Genomic DNA, 17,673 nt, shown 5'->3' on the forward strand with positions numbered 1-17,673 from the left:
CATCTTCTGTGTCCTCTATTTAAATAATAATACAGAAAATAACTCCTTAACTAACGGCTTTTACTGTCCTAATGAGCGGAACCGCTTCATACGTACAGGAGAGATTTATGACCGTGTCAAATAAAAGTAGCGCCTTGATTCTTGGGGTTTGTCTGATTATTGCTCTTTCCTCTCTTGGATCCCTTCTTGGTGATGCGGCCATTAAGTTTAAGGAATATGAACGAACCGTTACTGTAAAAGGACTATCGGAGAGAGAATACAGTGCAGATATCGTAATCTGGCCTATCCAATTTAGTTCCGCAAGTAATAACCTCGAACAGATGTATGAATCCATAGATGCAAGCACCGAAAAGATAAAAGCATTTCTAGAAAGCGCCGGAATTAACGCCAATGAGATTTCATATTCTTCACCGGCAATTACAGATAAGTCCGCCCAACGATATGGCAACCAGGCAAGAGCTGAGTTCAGATATACAGCCTCCCAAACTGTCACTGTTTACTCCAAAAATATTAGCGTGGTACGCGATGTTATGGGTAAGATGTCTAGTTTAGGCAAGCAAGGAATTGTATTTACTGCTGGCAATTATCATTCTCAAACTGAGTATATTTTTACTCGTTTAAATCAAATAAAGCCCGACATGATTGAAGAGGCAACAAGGAAGGCCCGTGAAGTTGCAGAGAAATTTGCAGCCGACTCTAAAAGTACGTTAGGAACAATTAAATCTGCATCTCAAGGGCAATTTAGTATTAATGCTAGAGATAAAAACAACCCACATATTAAAAAAGTTCGAGTGGTTTCTACCGTTGCCTATTACCTTTCAGATTAATGAAATTAAGACATATCAATTGATGATACCAGGCTTCGATAAACTAAACTTCCCTCAATCAATAATGCTCAGCTAGCTGAGAGCAATCAGGTTAATACAAATATTAATTGAAATGGTACATTACAAGCCCATAGACCAATACATATAAACAAAAAAGGTATCGCTTAGTTTATTTTCCTTGGTGATGCAATCTTGGAAATTCACCATGTAGGTATTACTTACGCAGGGAATTAGCGACAACGTACTTTGCATCTTCCAAACTCAGTTAAGGAAAACTAAGCACGTTATTTAAACACTATAAATTAAAAAGGATAATTATGAGTTGGGGCATCTTAGCAATAATATTATTGGCAGTTGCAGTAGTCTTTTTTTCTAAACTGCCGAAAGATAAGAAATCTAATTCAGCCAATTACCCTTATCAAAAATTGGACGCTTTGTTTACGCCAGCAGAGCGATCTTTTTATGGTGTGCTAGAACAGATAAAAGGCGACAGCGCAATAGTGCTTGGTAAGGTCAGGGTTGCTGATGTTATTAAACCCAATAAAGGGCTTTCAAGAAGTGAGTGGCAAAAAGCGTTTAATAAAATATCTGCTAAGCATTTTGATTTTTTGCTATGTAAAAACGATGACTTATCAGTCCTATGTGCTATAGAACTAGACGACAGCTCTCACCTTTCAAAAAATAGACAACAACGCGACGAATTTCTAAGGGGAGCATGTGAGGCTTCCTCTGTTCCACTCATTCAAGTGCCTGCCAAGGCTGGGTATGTTATTGCTGAGGTTAATGATTTATTAGCTCCTTACCTAAAGATATGCAAAAATGACGTTCAAGTCAGTATGACTACTGAGACAGTAAAGGAGAAAACTTGCCCTAAATGCTCGTCGGTACTTGTCATGCGTACTACAAAAAAAGGAACCCATGCTGGGAAACAATTTTGGGGCTGCAGTTCATACCCCAAATGTAAACATGTAGAGACTCTCAATGCTTAGCAGTCCATTTGAAATGGATGCTGGAATTCTTCGTACCTTTCAAGCCATTTCTTAGTTAATGGACTCTTTACTAACGGTTATTACCTCAACTTTATTCGCTGGGCTAGCGATGGCCTTGGGCGCTGCTATTGCCTGCTTTGAAAAAATTGCAAACAAATGGTTAGAAGAAGAGCTAAGGCACAGTGTGATCGCTTTTGGAGCAGGCGCATTATTATCCGCAGTTGCTTTTGTTTTAGTCCCCGAAAGTATAGAGATACTGTCCCCATTGTCTGCCTGCCTTTGCTTGCTAATGGGTGGCTTCAGTTTTTTATTTCTTGATATTTATCTTAAAAAAACCAACACTTCAGCAAGTCAATTAGCCGCTATGCTGTCTGATTTTATTCCTGAATCCATAGCATTAGGAGCAGCCTTTGCAACGGGCAGTAGCAACGCCCTGTTACTGGCTGGCTTAATCGCTTTACAAAATATGCCAGAAGGCTTTAATGCCTATCGCGAATTAAACGCCACAGCTATTTATAAGCCTTATAAAATTATCATTACCTTTGCTGTGATGGCCTTGCTTGGCCCGATTGCTGGAGTGAGCGGTTATCTTTGGTTGTCTGACGAAATAGTTATTATCGCTGGTATTATGCTTTTCGCCTCTGGGGGCATTCTTTATTCAATATTTCAAGACTTGGCGCCACAAGTGACTTTAGAAAAACATTGGGCACCACCCATGGGAGCCGTTTTGGGCTTTATGTTTGGTATGTTAGGCTTAATAATAACGACATAAACCATGAAGCTACTCTGTAAAAATCGCACCTTGCTGTGTTTATCTAAACGGAGCCTTTTTGCACAATCTGACCATTAGGTTTAAAGCAATATAAGCATTATTAAAATGCTAACACATATTTAAATAGTAACTACACTGCGGTATAAATGGGGGCCAACTCACCAATAAATTAATCTGACCAAGCAACATAGCACAGTCACTAAGCGCGGTCGTTAAATGTCATAGGAAGTTTTAAATGAAAAAAGACATCAGCCATATCATGCGTTTTCTTGTTGCAAAACTCTTTACTTTTATATTTTTTGGGATGGCTTTAGCTATCATTTTTTCGCTCGCGCAAACAATTATTCAAGGCATTCTTGCAGGCAAAGATATTATGCAAATATTTTTGAGCGGAGTTAATACAGGGATTATCGCTTTAGCTGTTTTTGAACTCGCCTTGGTCATTAATAAAGAGTATTCCGGCGAAGAAGAACATGAAGATGCTGTTGAAAGTTTACGTAGAACCATTCCAAGATTTATTGGAACGGTTTGTATTGCGCTGTCTTTAGAGGCGTTGATTATGGTGATTAAATATAGCCAGTTAGAACTGGCTGGTAATTTATATTACCCCGTAGCGATTATTACAAGCACCGCTTTATTACTCGCTTCGCTGGGTGTTTTCTTACACTTAACTCGCAAAAATAATGGAACATCACCTGTTCATGCAGATGGATAAGCTCAACGCCCCTTCGCCGTGTTTTTTTCACCCCTATTTAAAGACCTTGGCATAAAAAGGTAAGGAACACCATGCGAGCACATTACTTACAGCACGTCCCATTTGAGGGTTTGGGCAGTATTGCGCCTTGGCTTCAACAGGCGGGTTACAACATATCCAGCACACAGCTTTATAATTCTGAGGCATTACCCGACTTAACAGATATTGACTTTCTTATTGTGATGGGCGGGCCAATGAGTGTAAACGACCATCAACAATACCCTTGGTTAGAAGCGGAACAACAATTTATACAAAAAGCCGTTAAATCAGACCTTCCTGTTCTTGGTATCTGTTTAGGCGCACAACTTATTGCCAGCGCCATGGGCGCCAAAGTTTATCCACAGCCAAAAAAAGAAATTGGGTGGTTTCCAGTAAAGGCCATACAACCAAAGCTAAGCACCGTTTTCCAATTTCCCGATGACATTAATGCATTTCACTGGCATGGCGAAACCTTTACGCTACCTAAAGGTGCCATTCACATTGCAAAAAGTGAAGCTTGCGAAAACCAAGCTTTTCAAATTGGCACTAAGACCATCGGTTTGCAATTTCACCTAGAAACTACGCTTCAATCTGCACAAGCTCTTGTCGATAACTGTGGTGATGAGCTTGTAGAAGCTAAATACATTCAAACGGAGGATACAATTTTATCCGCACCTGAAGAACGGTTTCTTTCAATCAACCGCTTAATGGGCTGTGTGCTTAACTATTTACACACAAACCATGCTTAACCATTGTATGCTTTAACTTAACCGCACCACTATGCCGTTTGATTTCCACTAAAATTGCATTTAGTACGCCTAGTGCTTCCATGTTAAATTCATTGCTTTCAAGCACATCAACTCAAACAAAAAGATACGAGGGCTATTTAAAATATGATGACAATTAAACCGAGTACAAATGATAGATAAATTACTGCACGACTTTTTAATTATTTGGGCGACAATCGACCCTATAGGCACAATGGCGCTTTTTGCTGCGCTAACCGCAAAACTTTCTAGCAAGGAGCGGATAAAAACGGCCTACAAAACCATTGTCTATACCGTGCTAATTTTAGTCGGCGCCATTTTGGTCGGCCAAGTCTTACTTAGCGCAATGGGAATTAGCCTTATTTCATTTCAGGTTTCTGGCGGGGTCATTCTATTTTTATTTGGTTTACAGATGGTTTTTTCAAATAACACGCCCGAAAAAACAGGTGAACCTATGCACGACATATCTGTGTTTCCGCTGGCGATTCCTGCCACCGCCTCACCCGGGGCAATTCTGGCGGTTATCCTAATAACGGACAATAATATATACACCGTTCAAGAACAAATGATGACTACAGCAACGGTACTTGTTGTTTTGGTAATTACGCTGCTTCTACTTCTTTTTTCAGGCGGGATCATCAGAATAATTGGCCACGGCGGCGCCTCTCTTTTAACACGAATCATGGGCATGATATTAGCCGCTTTATCGGTTGAGTTTATTATGGAGGCCATCGGAGTCGCAAATTGGGTACAGACAATGTCATGATAGTTTCGCTCGCCTTATGCCATTGATTGAGCCACTAACTACACAGGACTTTGAGGGTTGATTTCAACGTTACCAAAATGGGTTGAAGTTGGTGCCTTCATTCTGGCACTAGTAGCAGGCTTTGTTAATGCAGTCGGATTACTTAGTTTTGAGCATCAATCAGTCTCGCACTTGTCAGGTACCGCTACCTTATTAGGTACCGGCTTTTTAACATTGCCCTTTCAACATACCCTTCATTTACTGGGTATTTTATTGTCATTTCTATTTGGCTCGTCGATAGCTGGGTTTTTATTACATGGTTCAACGCTAAAGCTTGGAAAGCATTACGATACTGCATTATTTTTAGAATCTGCCTTGTTACTAGTAACCCTATTGCTGCTAACTAAAGGCTCATTTTATGGCCATTTTTTTGCTTCGATGGCTTGCGGTTTACAAAATGCATTAGCAACAACCTATAGTGGAGCGATCATTATCGGCTTTATATTGGGTGGTACCTTAGGCTCATTACTATTCTTAAAATACCATTTCATGGCATTATTGTTTCCAGCGAGTATCTGCCTGTTAATTTCTTTGGTTTATCGTTTATATTCTAAACAACACCATTAATATTAATAACCACCTGTCTATTTCTTGCTACACGCAAACCCTGCCAAAATAAGTTCGATACAAAAAGGAATCATAATGCAGCTCTCTGAAGTCATCCCATGGGGAAGGTCGTTAAGCGAATACAGGGGCATGTTTTCGTTATCAAAATCTGATCTTAAAAAAAGCATTGTTGGCTGTGGAGATGGCCCAGCCAGCTTTAATGCCGAATTATCACGCACCAATGATCAGGTTGTGTCTGTAGACCCTATCTATCAATTTACTGCCGAGCAAATACGCTCAAGAATTGATACGGTTTACCCGCAGGTTATGGAGCAGGTTGCCAACAATACAATTGATTATGTGTGGAAAGACATCGCAAACGTTGAGGCCATGGGTAAGACTAGAATGGGTGCCATGCAAATATTCTTAAACGACTATGAGCACGGTAAAAAATCCGGCCGTTATGTAAATTCTGCACTACCCATGTTGCCTTTTAAAGATCATGCGTTTGAGCTGGCCTTATGTTCGCATTATTTATTTTTATACAGTGGGCATGTCGATCGAGCGCAGCACCTTCTATCGATGAAGGAGCTTTGTCGTATAGCCACCGAGGTTCGGGTTTATCCATTACTTTCATTAGGCGATAATCAAGTTTCACCACATTTAAAACCAGTAATGACTGCTTTAAAAGAATCTGGTTTTGAGGTTTCTCTTAGTGCCGTGCCGTATGAGTTTCAAAAAGGCGCTAGCGAAATGTTGGTAGTTAAACATGTCTAACAAAGAAACCTTTACCATGACTAAAGCGGTCACTTAACTCGACCGTTAAGCCTCATGGACTATTTTTCAGAACTCGGACATCTTGGCCTTTTCATTGCTGCATTTTTAGCCGCCACAGTTTTACCGTTAAGCTCAGAAATTGTTTTAAATGCTTTATTACTAAGCGGTTTATCACCCACTACGCTAGTTATCACTGCGACAATAGGCAATGTGCTCGGATCACTGACAAACTATGCCCTAGGCTACTGGGCTAGCTTGCTTGTAATAAAAAAATGGTTACGAATGTCGGAAGCTGATTTTATTCGAGCAGAACAGCGTTTTACTAAATACGGTTTGTTTTCCTTATGTTTTGCCTGGGTTCCAATCATTGGCGACCCGTTAACCGTTATTGCCGGTGTTTTAAGGGTTCACTTACTCTGGTTTCTTATATTGGTTACGGCAGGTAAACTCCTGCGTTATATCGCCGTTAGTTATATGTTATTACAAGTAAATTGAGCTGATACAATGCTTAACCATCGATTCAATCAAGTGTTATAAAGGCAAAATAAAGGTACCTTAAGTGATCTACTACATAACAAAAATTGTTATCACAACAGTTCTTATTGTAGCTGTCTCAGAGCTAGCAAAGCGAAGCTCTTTAATGGGCGCTTTACTGGCATCTATGCCTCTCATTTCGGTACTAGCAATGATTTGGCTATACATTGACACAAAAGATGTGGATAAGGTCAGCGCATTATCAAGCAGTGTTTTTTAGCTTATTTTGCCATCTTTTGTTTTATTTATAACCCTCCCCTTTTTGTTAAGGTATGGCTTACATTTTTACACCAGCCTTAGCCTTTCTATTGCGCTTACAATTGGCAGTTATTGGCTTATGATGGTGGCTCTAAACCATTATGGCGTTAAGTTATAAATGACCATAAGGGTTGTTAGCTAGGCTCGGCGTGCGAACTCCTCACCATTTAGCTCGCCATTAGACTCACGATATGAATCAGGAGATAACTGTGACTGATGTAACAGAGAAAAAACTATCCATTTTTGAACGTTATTTAAGTCTCTGGGTCGCTCTTTGCATTGGCGGTGGCATATTCTTAGGTAAAGCTGCGCCAGGCGTTGCAACTGTACTTAATGACTTTTCTATTTACCAAGTCTCCATCCCCATTGCTGTGTGCTTGTTTTTTATGATGTACCCCATCATGGTTAAAATAGATTTTGCTCAGGTGCTTAAGTCTGCAAAAACACCAAAACCCGTTTTATTAACCCTATTTATAAACTGGGCTATTAAACCGTTCACGATGTTTGCCATTTCCTATTTCTTTTTAGGCTACTTATTTAGAGATTTTTTACCGGGTACAGAAGTCCTCGTAAATGGTGAGGAGGTGGAGTTATGGCGAAGTTATATCGCTGGTACGATTTTACTGGGGATTGCACCATGTACTGCCATGGTTTTAATGTGGAGCCACTTAGCCAAAGGAAACGGCGGCTTAACATTAGTGATGGTCGCTATCAATTCACTCATGATGCTTTTCCTTTATGGGCCATTAGGCACGGTACTACTGAATGTAAACGCAATGCCGGTCCCTTGGGAAACGATGCTTTTTTCTGTTTCTATCTATGTCGCCTTGCCATTGATCAGTGGTTATTTTTCAAGGCAATTAATCATCAAACATAAGGGCATGGATTGGTTTAATGAAAAGTTTTTACATTGGCTGACACCGGTGAGCATCTTAGCGTTGTTAATGACCCTTGTTTTGCTGTTTTCATTCAAAGGCGAGGTTATTGTTTCAAACCCTTTAACTATTTTATGGATAGCCATCCCCTTATTAGTACAGACGGTATTCATATTTACGTTAGGTTATTTTGTCATGTCTCGATTGTTTAAACTCTCTTATCAAGATGCGGCACCGGTATCACTGATTGGTGCCTCTAACCACTTTGAAGTGGCGATTGCTACCGCTGTTATACTGTTTGGTCTTTCATCTGGAGCAGCCTTAGCCACTGTTGTGGGTGTTTTAATTGAAGTGCCTTTAATGTTAATGTTAGTTGCCTTATGCAAAAGAACGTCTTATTTATTTCAACGTTAAACGGTAATAACCGAATAACAAGATGATAAGTAACACCTGTTATAATCGCCTATTAATAAAACTTGCCTCAAACTAATCATTGAACTCATCTTCGTTAACGACTCCTTTTAAATCGCCTGTTTTCAGGATGATGTGGATCGCTATGACCATCTCAAATGTTGGCACCTGGATGACAGAAATTGGCACCACCTGGCTGATGGCTTCCATGCCAACATCCGACCTTTATATCGCTTTAATCCAAACGGCCATCACCCTACCATTTTTATTTTTAGCCTACCCATCCGGCACGTTGGCTGACTTAATTGACCACCGTCGAATGTTGCTGGGCCTACATATCGCGCTGTTTCTAACAGCAAGCGGCCTTGCGATCAGTACTTATTTTGATGCCGTTACGCCCTTAAGTTTGTTGCTATTTACTTTTGCCTTAGGTGCTGGCAATGCGATGATGAGGCCCGCTTGGGCAGCCAGCGTGCCCGATTTTGCGCCCAGAGCACAGTTGCCAAACGCGATTACTTTAAACACCTTAAGTACCAATGTTACCCGCGCCATTGGTCCGGCCATTGGTGGCTTTATTATTTTTCAATCTGGCCCAACTGGGGTTTTTATCTTTAACGCAGTTTCGTTTACCGGCTTAATTGTGGCCTTAGCTATTTGGAAACCCAAAAAACCAGATAATCAGTCTGCCTTGCCCGTTGAACGATTTATGGGTGCTTTTAAAGCTGGTTTACGCTACACACGAAATGTCCGTTCATTACGTATCGTATTATTCCGTAGTGCGATGTTTTTCTTTTTCGCCAGTGTTTCTTGGGCTTTATTACCCATTATTGTTATTCGTGAAATGAACATGGGCGCTCAAAGTTTCGGTATTTCAATGGCTGTCGTGGGCTTGGGAACAATTTTGGGTGCGTTCTTATTACCGCGGTTTCATCGTTTACTCACACGTAACCAAATTATTTCATTATCCACCGTCATTTTATCTTTACCCTTAGTACTGCTCGCTTATAAACCTAATTTGTATACCTTAGGCTTAACCTTAGTTGCTTTGGGTTGCGCGTGGATTTCTAGTTTTTCATCTTTTATTTTATCTGCTCAAATGGTCGTACCTAACTGGGTACGTGCACGCACCATTTCTCTTGTCATGCTTACCTTTGGCGGCAGCATGGGGTTTGGCAGCTTGGTATGGGGGAGCTTATCTGACCATTATGGCTCTAGCATTTCAATATTCATCGCGTCCACTGGGCTACTACTCACTTTATTGTTAAGCCGCCGTTTTGCCATCGCAAATGATAGCTTAGACCCCTCTCCCACAACTCAATGGCCCATCGCTATTGATGAAGACTCAGTTCCCGGTGATAGAGGCCCCGTTTTGGTGTCTATTCAATACTGTATTCCTCAGGGCAAAACAGATGAGTTTCTCTCTCTAATGAAAAAATTACGGGATATTCGCAAAAGGAATGGCGCGTATTTCTGGCAAATATTTCATGATGCGAATGACCACCAGCTTTTTTCTGAAGTGTATATGTCTGAGTCCTGGTTTGAGGTCTTGCGTCAACGAGACCGAATGACCTATTCGGAAATGTCTATTCGTGATCAAGTTATGGCCATGCACGTTGGTGAAAAAGCACCGGCCACTTCCATTCAAATTGCAGGAAAAGCATAACCTCAATGAGTAGCTTAATACCCATGGTTTTAATCCTCGCCACCGGCGTGGCTTGGCATAAATTTGAACCCGGCGGTGTTACAACACAACAACTAAGAAGCACCCTAAGTGCCTTGGTGGTTAACCTGTTAGCACCTACCCTGATTTTATATATCATTCTTACAACGCCACTAAAAGAAGAGCTTTATCAGGTACCCATGACCGGCATTATCACCATCAGCCTGTGCTTGGGTCTAAGCCTAATCCTATTTTCTGGACTGCTTCGTGCAGGGTATATTTCCCGCCCTCAAGCCGGTGCTTTAGTTTTAGCGGCTAGTTTTGGCAATGGCATGGGGATTTCCTTGCCTGCCGTTGAGGCCTTATTTGGTGCTGAAATGGCCAGCATTCCATTAATTTATGACCTGCTCGCCACCGTCCCTTTTGTTTGGATAATTGCCGTGCTGGTTGCAGCGCACTTTGGAACGCGCATTGCCGGTGGTCATTTAGGTCGTGAATTACTGCTGATGCCGCCCGTTTGGGCAATCGTTATAGCGTTAACCCTTCGGTATTTTCAATGGATCCCGCACGAAAGCATTATTCAGGCATTTAAAATGATGGGGCTGGCAACTGTGCCTATGTTACTTTTAATGGTGGGCGTAAACTTTAAAATAAGCAGCTTTAAATATGTTCTTTTGACAATACCAGCTATGTTCATTAAGCTGATTGTTAGCCCAGCCATCGCGTTTAGTAGTGGGGTTCCTGTTGGCTTAAGCGGTGAGGTGTTAATTATCACCAGCATTACAGCCGCTGCCCCCCCCGTTATCGTTGGTATTGCTTTAGCTGATCGATTTAAACTAGATTCTGCACTTTTTTGTACCGCATTAACCTTAGGCACAGCGGCTTACCTTTTAATAGCCCCTAGCCTTTCAGATTATTTAACACAATTAATATGAACACAGTTACAAAAACCCAATGGGGTGGTGTTTGCTTAAGCTTCCTAACCGGTATAGCGTCGGCCATTACTGTTACCAAAGCTAGCCCTGCTTTATTAGAGATAAAAAAAGAGTTACCGTTGAGTGTTATCCAAATTGGTTGGATTATGTCTTCGGCTGCCTTAGCCAGTGTCCTACTGGGCATATTTGTTGGCGCCTTATCGCATCGCTACGGCCCCAAAAAAGTGTTACAAATCGCATTAAGCCTGATTATTATTACCGCCGGCTTTAGCATCATTATCAATTCTGCTAACGAATTAATATTAAGCCGTATCATTGAAGGCATCGCAGTTATCTTTGTGTCTGTTGCTGCACCAACTTTAATTTCACATTTATCGAAACCTTCCGATATGGGCTTAACAATGGGTGTTTGGGCACTTTGGATGCCCGCGGGAAGTGTGCTAACCTTTTTATTAGCCCCTGTGATTTTAGAGTTTTTTAACTGGCGTTGGCTGTGGGGCGCGGCGTTTTTTCTTGCCCTACCCTTACTTATACTATCAATAAAACTTGTTGACCCAACACGTACCGCCTCTGACACCGTTCATAAGAAACTCTCTCGGTCCGTTGTCTATAAGGCTATTATTATGGGGCTCATTTTTACCTGTTTCACTGGCACCTTCTTTAGCATGCTCACCTATCTTCCCACATACCTCATTGAAACCTATCAAGTTAGCTTGAGCAACGCACTTTTTACTACGACTATTTTGCCCGCTTTTATTATCCCTGGAAATTTAGTCAGCGGCTTTCTCATTCATCGGGGTATCCCTTGGTTTAAAATGCTGACGTTCCCCGCCGTCGCGCTCACTATCGTAATCACTCTACTGCTACATACAAGCTATCCAGACCAATTGGGTTTAATACTATTGGCTTTACTGGGGTTTTTCTTAGGCATGATACCCACTGCTATTTTTGCCCAAAGCCCTCGTTTAGCCGATAAGCCGATTGATACAGGCCGTGTTATAGGCATTGTTATTACTGGCCAAGGCCCAGGGATATTATTTGGCCCTCCACTGGCCGGGTTTTTAATCGGCAATCATCACCATTGGCAAAACCTGTATCCTTTTTACATACTGTTAACGATCAGTATTATTCTCTTCACTCAGCGCTTAAAGACACATCAGCCTGCGCATTAATTACTCTTCATGAAGTGCGTTAATCGGGTTTAAGTTTGCCGCTTGCCCAGCTGGGACAACACCGGCTATTAGGCCAATTACTGCTGACATCACTAATGCCAGCCCTAAGAAAAGTAAATTAAACGTTATCGGTAAGCCCGGTAAAAAAAGCTGTAACAAGCCGGTTAGCATAAACAGCAATACTAAGCCTAACAGGCCGCCTATTAACGCTAACACGGCAGCCTCACCCAAGAATAATATTAATATCGTTTTTTTATCCGCACCAAGCGCTCGGAGCAACCCCACTTCGGCTGTTCTTTCTCTTACCGTTGTTGTCATAATCGCCAAAATACCAACTGCACCAACGAGCAATGAAATAGCGCCTAGCCCACCCACCGATAATTTTAAAATAGAGAGTATTTTGCCCATTGACTCCAACATATCATTTTGTGTGGTTAGCGTGACATCTTCTCGCCCGTGACGCTTAATCATAAGATCCTTAATACGCGTTTCAATGCGCTTTAATGTTACATTTGCTGAAAACACTACATTAATTTCCATCAACGACTCTCTGTTAAACATCTGCAAACCATTTTGCGCTGGAATATAGATCGTATCGTCCATATCGACCCCAAGCATCTGGCCTTTTTTTTCAATAGTGCCAATGACCCGAAACCGCTGACCACCCACACGAATATGCTGGCCGAGTGGGTTTGAGTCACCAAACAATTCTTTTTTCATGGTGTAACCCAATACCGCTGTCGAGCGCGCATCTTCCAAATTACCGGAGAAAAAATTCCCTTGAGCCACTTTAAAGTCCCAGGCATCACTCATATCCGGCCCGACACCCAAAATAACCCCACTGCGCTGCAGATTATTAAACTCTACAACGCCCGAGCCTTGAACCACAGGCACCACCTTTTCAACACCCGTTAACTGCTTTAGCGCTTGTGCATCTCGCAATGTTAACGGTCGCACTGAAGACAGCAGGCCACCAGCGCCATGCGTTTCTTTTAAACCAGGGTTAATGGCAATAATTCGAGCGCCAAACTGTGAAAAACTGTCTAATACATACTGTTGAACCCCTTCGCCGATAGCCGTTAACAAGGTCACCGAGACAATGCCAACGGCCATTCCTAAAGCCGTTAATAAACTTCTCGACCGATAGCTCAATACCGAGCTAAAGATCCAGCGTCCACTATCGACCCAATTCAAGACACTTCCTTTTGCTGCTTACCTTGCAGCGCTTCAACGGGCGAAAGCATTGATGCTCGCTGAGCTGGCAACCATGCAAATATAAGCGCCAGTAATATCGCCAATAATATAGAACCCACTTGCGCCCACCAAGGTGAGTGAAATTGGAGCTCTATAAAATATATATTCGCCAGTAAAACAATCAGCTGACTCAACGCTAAACCCGACATAGAGGCCACTGCTGCTATCAGCCCAGCCTCAGATAAAAACAACACCCGTACTGTTGATGAGGTTGCCCCCAATGCTTTGAGTAAGCCAATTTCCTTAACCCGCTGAGAAACCGTTATCATCATCATATTCATAATCAAAATACCGGCGACTAACATGCTGATAGAGGCAATGCCTGCCACCGCTATTGTTAATATATCCAATATTTCTTGAACCGAGGTCAACATAGCATCTTGAGAAATCACCGTAACGTCTTCTTCACCTTCATGTCGCTCTTTTAACAGCTCTATAATGGCTTGCTTTATATTATCGAGCTGTTGATAAACCCGCACCTCTGCAAATAAACGAAACAGCCCTTCTACATTAAACACAGACTGTGCATTTGCGACCGGAATAATAATCACATCATCCATATCAAAACCAAAACTAGTACCGCCTTGGTTTAATACCCCTATTACTCGAAATCGACTGTCTGCCAGCCGTATCCGTTCGCCAAGCGCAGGCTTATTTTGAAATAGCTCTTGTCGTAATTTATTGCCGATAACGCACACTGCTTCGCCTTTATCGAGGTCTAAAGTCGGTAGTATTTGACCTTGAGATACCTTTAATTGACGAATAAGGAAAAAATCTCGGCTCGTGCCAATCGTTAATACTTCACGAATTTTACCGTCATACGAGGCTTCAATATTACCGACCACTATGGGCGCCACTGCTTTTACACCTGATAGCCGAGAGACTGATATAGCATCTTTTAATGTCAACGGTCTTGGTGATTCACCTGTCAGAGGCGGCATACCACCGGTGGTTTCTTTTTTCCCAGGTAAAACAATTAACGTATTACGGCCGAGTACATTAAACTCTTTAAGGACAAATGATTTGGCCCCTTCGCCCAATGCTGTTAACAGGTTAACTGCAACAACACCAATGGCAATGGCAAGCCATAACGTTATCGTACGAAACCGGTGTCGACTTAAGACATGCGTTATAAACCCCACAATGTCTGACCAAAACATCGCTAAACTATACGCCCATCTAACATATTCAACTGCCTTTTCGCTCGTGCACCCAGTGTGGCGTCATGAGTTACTACCATTAAAGTAATACCTTCTGCGTTTAGTGATTCGAGCAACTGCGTCACACCCTCTCCAGATGTTGAGTCCAAATTACCCGTCGGTTCATCTGCTAATAAAATGCTCGGCTTCATCACTATTGCTCGGCCTATCGCGACACGTTGTCGTTGCCCACCTGATAATTGATTCGGGCTATGATGCGCTCGATCCATTAGGTGCAATTTATCAAGAATATCATCCACCGCCTGCTTACGTTGCTGCGCTGGGATGCCCGATAACATCATCGGCAACTCAATATTTTCTCGTGCCGATAGTCGGGGTACTAAATGATAAGACTGAAAAACAAAACCAATTTTTTGACTTCTTAACGTTGTCCGCTCGGCTTCCTCTAAGGTCGATACATTAATACCATCGAGCATATAATCACCCGAATTAGCCCTATCAAGCAGGCCCAAAATATTCATTAAGGTTGATTTACCTGAGCCTGACGGCCCCATCACAGCTATATACTCGCCTTGTTCAATCTTTAAAGAAACATCATCCAGAGCATGAACAACTTGATCACCGATTTGAAACTTTTTTTCTAAATGATCTAATTCAATCATCGTCTATGGTCACTAAGGCTCCATCCACAGCGCCTTCTACATCAAGCGATATCAGCACTTGCTCAGTATCCGTTAAGCCCGCCTTAATTTCTGTATAACGCCAGTTACTCAAGCCCGGGGTAAACTCCGTTAAGGCCAACTGTTTATTAGATGCCTGATATACCAATACTTTATTGCCATCAATAATCGTTTCTGTCGGTAACCTAAGAGTGTTTTTCTGCTGCTCAATAACCACATCTACATCGGCGCTATAGCCGATAAGCATTTTTTGATAATGTTCTTTATCTACTAAATTAACATCTATATCTACCGTACGCGCTTGTTTTTCAAGCTCTTTTACATACGGTGCAATTCGCGAAACCTTTCCCTCAAACCGTTCCCCACGAAACGCATCTAATGTCACGTGCACAAGCATACCCGGTTGAATTGAGGAGGCATCCACTTCATCGACAGGGGCTTGGACATACAAACAACCTTCGCCAATTAAATCAATGGCCGGCGGCGTTGCCACACCTGATGGAGATGGCGTAATGTACTCGCCCACTTCACCGTTAATTTCAGCAATCACACCCGAAAAGGGCGCTATTAATTCGGTTTTCTCTATCATCGCCTGTTGCAATTTCATACCGGCAATAGCACTGTCCTTACTAGCCTGGGCCTTCTTGCAACTTGCCGCTGAGATAGTCTCTTTCGTCTCGGCAGCATCCAAACGTTCCACAGACACCAGTTTTTTAGCCGATAACCCTGTTAATCGCTTATGTTCACGTTTATTAAGGCTCGCCATACGGCAGCTTTCAATTACCGTGAGTTTGGCCGCTTCCACTCTGGCACTCGCCTCTTCAAAACGAGCTTGATGATCTTTATTCCATAGTCGAATAAGCACTTGATCTTTCTTAACGTGGTCACCCTCGTTAACAAACAACTCTGCAATTTGCCCACCGGTAGGTAATGATAAATGTGATCGGTTACAAGCTTTAATGGTACCTGCCCGAGTATTAGAAACCGTTAAATCTACTGGCCCTTTACTAACGGACACTAAGCGTACAGGCACTGGCTCTTCAGCACTGAAATAAAACCATGCCGATATCAGCAACAGCAATAAAATTAAACCCGTTATAACCTTAAGGTTTGTCATACAACCCCTCGTAGATAACCATTAAACTTATGTTAACAGCGACGAAACGTAAGTCGCACAAGAGCACCTAAGCAAGCCCCGGAAATTGCTCAGGCAGTGCTTTAAGAAAAGAGGGCCGGGCGGCACAACGTGCATACCAATCATGCAAGTTTTGGAATGACTCATCGATTGCTAAGCCATGTGTGATGGCCAAACAAAAGCGCGGTATTAAGGCGCATTCTGCCACTGAGAAATGCCCAGTAAAAAACTCACTCTGACCCAATTGCTCCGATAAGATGAGCTGCTCATCAAACCAGGCTAACCGAGTCGATTCCTTAACCTCGGCACTGGCTTCGTGTGTTGGGCTATCTCGTTTTTGCTTGATATAGGGAAATAGAACTTTTCCTAATTTGCTATCACTGTAGTGATGTAGCTGTCTGACCTTCGCACGTGCTTTAGGCGAGCTAGGCATCAGCTGTATTTCTGGACACTGGTCAAGCAGGTATTCAATAATCTGTGCTGACTCAGTTATCACCAAATCACCGTCTACCAAAACGGGCACTGTCGCATTTGGGTTTAAAGACACGACATCAGGGTGTTTTTTATCTAATTGAACAACAATTTCTCTAATGGTCAGCTTGGTTTCAAAAGCAACTAACCGTACCTTCCAACAAAAGGGGCAATCTGGCCGTTGATAAAGTGTTATTGACGATTCTGTTGTTACCATTAGATATTTCTCAATCTCAGGTCATGCAAATGATCTTTCAACGAATCAATCCGATCATTTCCCCAAAAGATTTGATCGTCAACCGTAAACGATGGCACACCAATAACCCCTTTTGATTGTGCTTCTTGCCAATTCTCATCCATTTTAACGAGATAAGACTCATCACTACTGGCTGCTTCAACACATTCATGTGATAAACCTATTACTTCTGCTACTTCAAACAAAGTATCTATTTCACCGATATTACGGCCTTCTGCCCACTCTTGCCTCATCACTTCAATGATATAAGGCTTCAACAGGCCTTCTTTTTCCGCTGCAAACGAGACTGCGCCTGCCAATGTTGGGTCCGTTTCAATCGGTGGTGGAGAAAATGGTATACCCATTTTCTTGCAACTACGTGCTACGTCTTGGCGTACTAAATGTATTTTCTTCTTTACTCGCTCAGGCGATGATCGACCGGCCCATCCGCCAAAAGGTTTCCATAAAAACTTTACGCGGTATTGATCAACGACAGAAAACATACTTTTAGACGCTAAATAACAATATGGACTTCTAAAATTAAAATAGACATTAACCTTGGTCACTGCCTGCTCATTACTTGCTGTGTTATCGTTCATCCCCTCACCCCTCCATACTTACATTTTTTTTATTAGTATAGACCGCTATTGTGCTATTAACATCCCTAAAAATACTGC

19 protein-coding genes are annotated in these 17,673 nt (G+C 42.1%); 13 read left to right on the plus strand and 6 right to left on the minus strand.

The window, feature by feature from the left end; all coding sequences use genetic code 11:
* Nucleotides 1–107: 107 nt before the first annotated feature.
* From KUG63_RS03010 to KUG63_RS03070, 13 genes are all read left to right on the plus strand, one after another.
* Nucleotides 108–827, plus strand: coding sequence for an SIMPL domain-containing protein (locus KUG63_RS03010; RefSeq protein WP_020931819.1), 720 nt, complete (start codon nucleotides 108–110; stop codon nucleotides 825–827).
* A 317-nt stretch (nucleotides 828–1,144) separates the two neighbouring features.
* The gene (locus KUG63_RS03015) at nucleotides 1,145–1,816 is read left to right on the plus strand and encodes a DUF2726 domain-containing protein (RefSeq protein ID WP_020931818.1); all 672 of its coding nucleotides are present in this window, start codon (nucleotides 1,145–1,147) and stop codon (nucleotides 1,814–1,816) included.
* Nucleotides 1,817–1,874: 58 nt separating this feature from the next.
* A complete protein-coding gene (locus KUG63_RS03020) occupies nucleotides 1,875–2,588 on the plus strand; it encodes a ZIP family metal transporter (protein ID WP_020931817.1) in 714 nt (237 codons plus the stop codon).
* A gap of 235 nt (nucleotides 2,589–2,823) precedes the next feature.
* Nucleotides 2,824–3,303 carry a hypothetical protein gene (locus tag KUG63_RS03025; protein WP_015004935.1) on the plus strand — a complete coding sequence of 160 codons (480 nt, stop codon included), beginning with the start codon at nucleotides 2,824–2,826 and terminating at the stop codon, nucleotides 3,301–3,303.
* 71 nt (nucleotides 3,304–3,374) lie between these two features.
* Nucleotides 3,375–4,070 carry a type 1 glutamine amidotransferase gene (locus tag KUG63_RS03030; protein ID WP_287553960.1) on the plus strand — a complete coding sequence of 232 codons (696 nt, stop codon included), beginning with the start codon at nucleotides 3,375–3,377 and terminating at the stop codon, nucleotides 4,068–4,070.
* 169 nt (nucleotides 4,071–4,239) lie between these two features.
* Nucleotides 4,240–4,854, plus strand: a complete 615-nt coding sequence (locus tag KUG63_RS03035) for a MarC family protein (RefSeq protein WP_016390327.1) — start codon at nucleotides 4,240–4,242, stop codon at nucleotides 4,852–4,854.
* 57 nt (nucleotides 4,855–4,911) lie between these two features.
* Nucleotides 4,912–5,460, plus strand: a complete 549-nt coding sequence (locus KUG63_RS03040) for a YoaK family protein (protein ID WP_016390326.1) — start codon at nucleotides 4,912–4,914, stop codon at nucleotides 5,458–5,460.
* A gap of 75 nt (nucleotides 5,461–5,535) precedes the next feature.
* Nucleotides 5,536–6,216, plus strand: coding sequence for an SAM-dependent methyltransferase (locus KUG63_RS03045; RefSeq protein WP_277642369.1), 681 nt, complete (start codon nucleotides 5,536–5,538; stop codon nucleotides 6,214–6,216).
* Nucleotides 6,217–6,270: 54 nt separating this feature from the next.
* A complete protein-coding gene (locus KUG63_RS03050; RefSeq protein WP_015004930.1) occupies nucleotides 6,271–6,711 on the plus strand; it encodes a YqaA family protein in 441 nt (146 codons plus the stop codon).
* A 506-nt stretch (nucleotides 6,712–7,217) separates the two neighbouring features.
* Nucleotides 7,218–8,297 (plus strand): ACR3 family arsenite efflux transporter, encoded by a 1,080-nt coding sequence (arsB, locus tag KUG63_RS03055; protein WP_073024100.1) that lies wholly within the window; start codon nucleotides 7,218–7,220, stop codon nucleotides 8,295–8,297.
* Nucleotides 8,298–8,376: 79 nt separating this feature from the next.
* Complete coding sequence (locus KUG63_RS03060; RefSeq protein WP_287553962.1) at nucleotides 8,377–9,957, plus strand: MFS transporter; 1,581 nt, start codon at nucleotides 8,377–8,379, stop codon at nucleotides 9,955–9,957.
* Between the two features lie 5 nt (nucleotides 9,958–9,962).
* Entirely contained in the window at nucleotides 9,963–10,889 is a 927-nt protein-coding gene (locus tag KUG63_RS03065; protein ID WP_016390320.1) for an AEC family transporter, read from the plus strand.
* Complete coding sequence (locus KUG63_RS03070; RefSeq protein ID WP_016390319.1) at nucleotides 10,886–12,061, plus strand: MFS transporter; 1,176 nt, start codon at nucleotides 10,886–10,888, stop codon at nucleotides 12,059–12,061. Before KUG63_RS03065 ends, KUG63_RS03070 begins: the two co-directional genes overlap by 4 nt.
* Here the strand turns inward: KUG63_RS03070 and KUG63_RS03075 are convergent, their stop codons facing one another.
* From KUG63_RS03075 to KUG63_RS03100, 6 genes are all read right to left on the minus strand, one after another.
* On the minus strand, nucleotides 12,062–13,255 hold the full coding sequence (locus KUG63_RS03075; protein WP_016390318.1) for an ABC transporter permease: 1,194 nt from the start codon (nucleotides 13,253–13,255) through the stop codon (nucleotides 12,062–12,064).
* Nucleotides 13,252–14,475: an ABC transporter permease gene (locus KUG63_RS03080; RefSeq protein ID WP_287553965.1), complete on the minus strand. Its 1,224-nt coding sequence runs from the start codon at nucleotides 14,473–14,475 to the stop codon at nucleotides 13,252–13,254. Before KUG63_RS03080 ends, KUG63_RS03075 begins: the two co-directional genes overlap by 4 nt.
* 2 nt (nucleotides 14,476–14,477) lie before the next feature.
* On the minus strand, nucleotides 14,478–15,137 hold the full coding sequence (locus KUG63_RS03085) for an ABC transporter ATP-binding protein (protein ID WP_015004922.1): 660 nt from the start codon (nucleotides 15,135–15,137) through the stop codon (nucleotides 14,478–14,480).
* Nucleotides 15,130–16,272, minus strand: coding sequence for an efflux RND transporter periplasmic adaptor subunit (locus KUG63_RS03090; RefSeq protein ID WP_287553967.1), 1,143 nt, complete (start codon nucleotides 16,270–16,272; stop codon nucleotides 15,130–15,132). Before KUG63_RS03090 ends, KUG63_RS03085 begins: the two co-directional genes overlap by 8 nt.
* A 67-nt stretch (nucleotides 16,273–16,339) precedes the next feature.
* Complete coding sequence (locus KUG63_RS03095; protein ID WP_020161641.1) at nucleotides 16,340–16,978, minus strand: glutathione S-transferase family protein; 639 nt, start codon at nucleotides 16,976–16,978, stop codon at nucleotides 16,340–16,342.
* Nucleotides 16,978–17,595 carry a 2-hydroxychromene-2-carboxylate isomerase gene (locus KUG63_RS03100; protein WP_287553969.1) on the minus strand — a complete coding sequence of 206 codons (618 nt, stop codon included), beginning with the start codon at nucleotides 17,593–17,595 and terminating at the stop codon, nucleotides 16,978–16,980. The genes KUG63_RS03095 and KUG63_RS03100 overlap by 1 nt, the downstream gene beginning before the upstream one ends.
* Nucleotides 17,596–17,673 lie beyond the last annotated feature (78 nt).

It is taken from the genome of Cycloclasticus sp., assembly GCF_019090545.1.
GTDB classification, from domain to species: Bacteria; Pseudomonadota; Gammaproteobacteria; order Methylococcales; family Cycloclasticaceae; genus Cycloclasticus; species Cycloclasticus pugetii.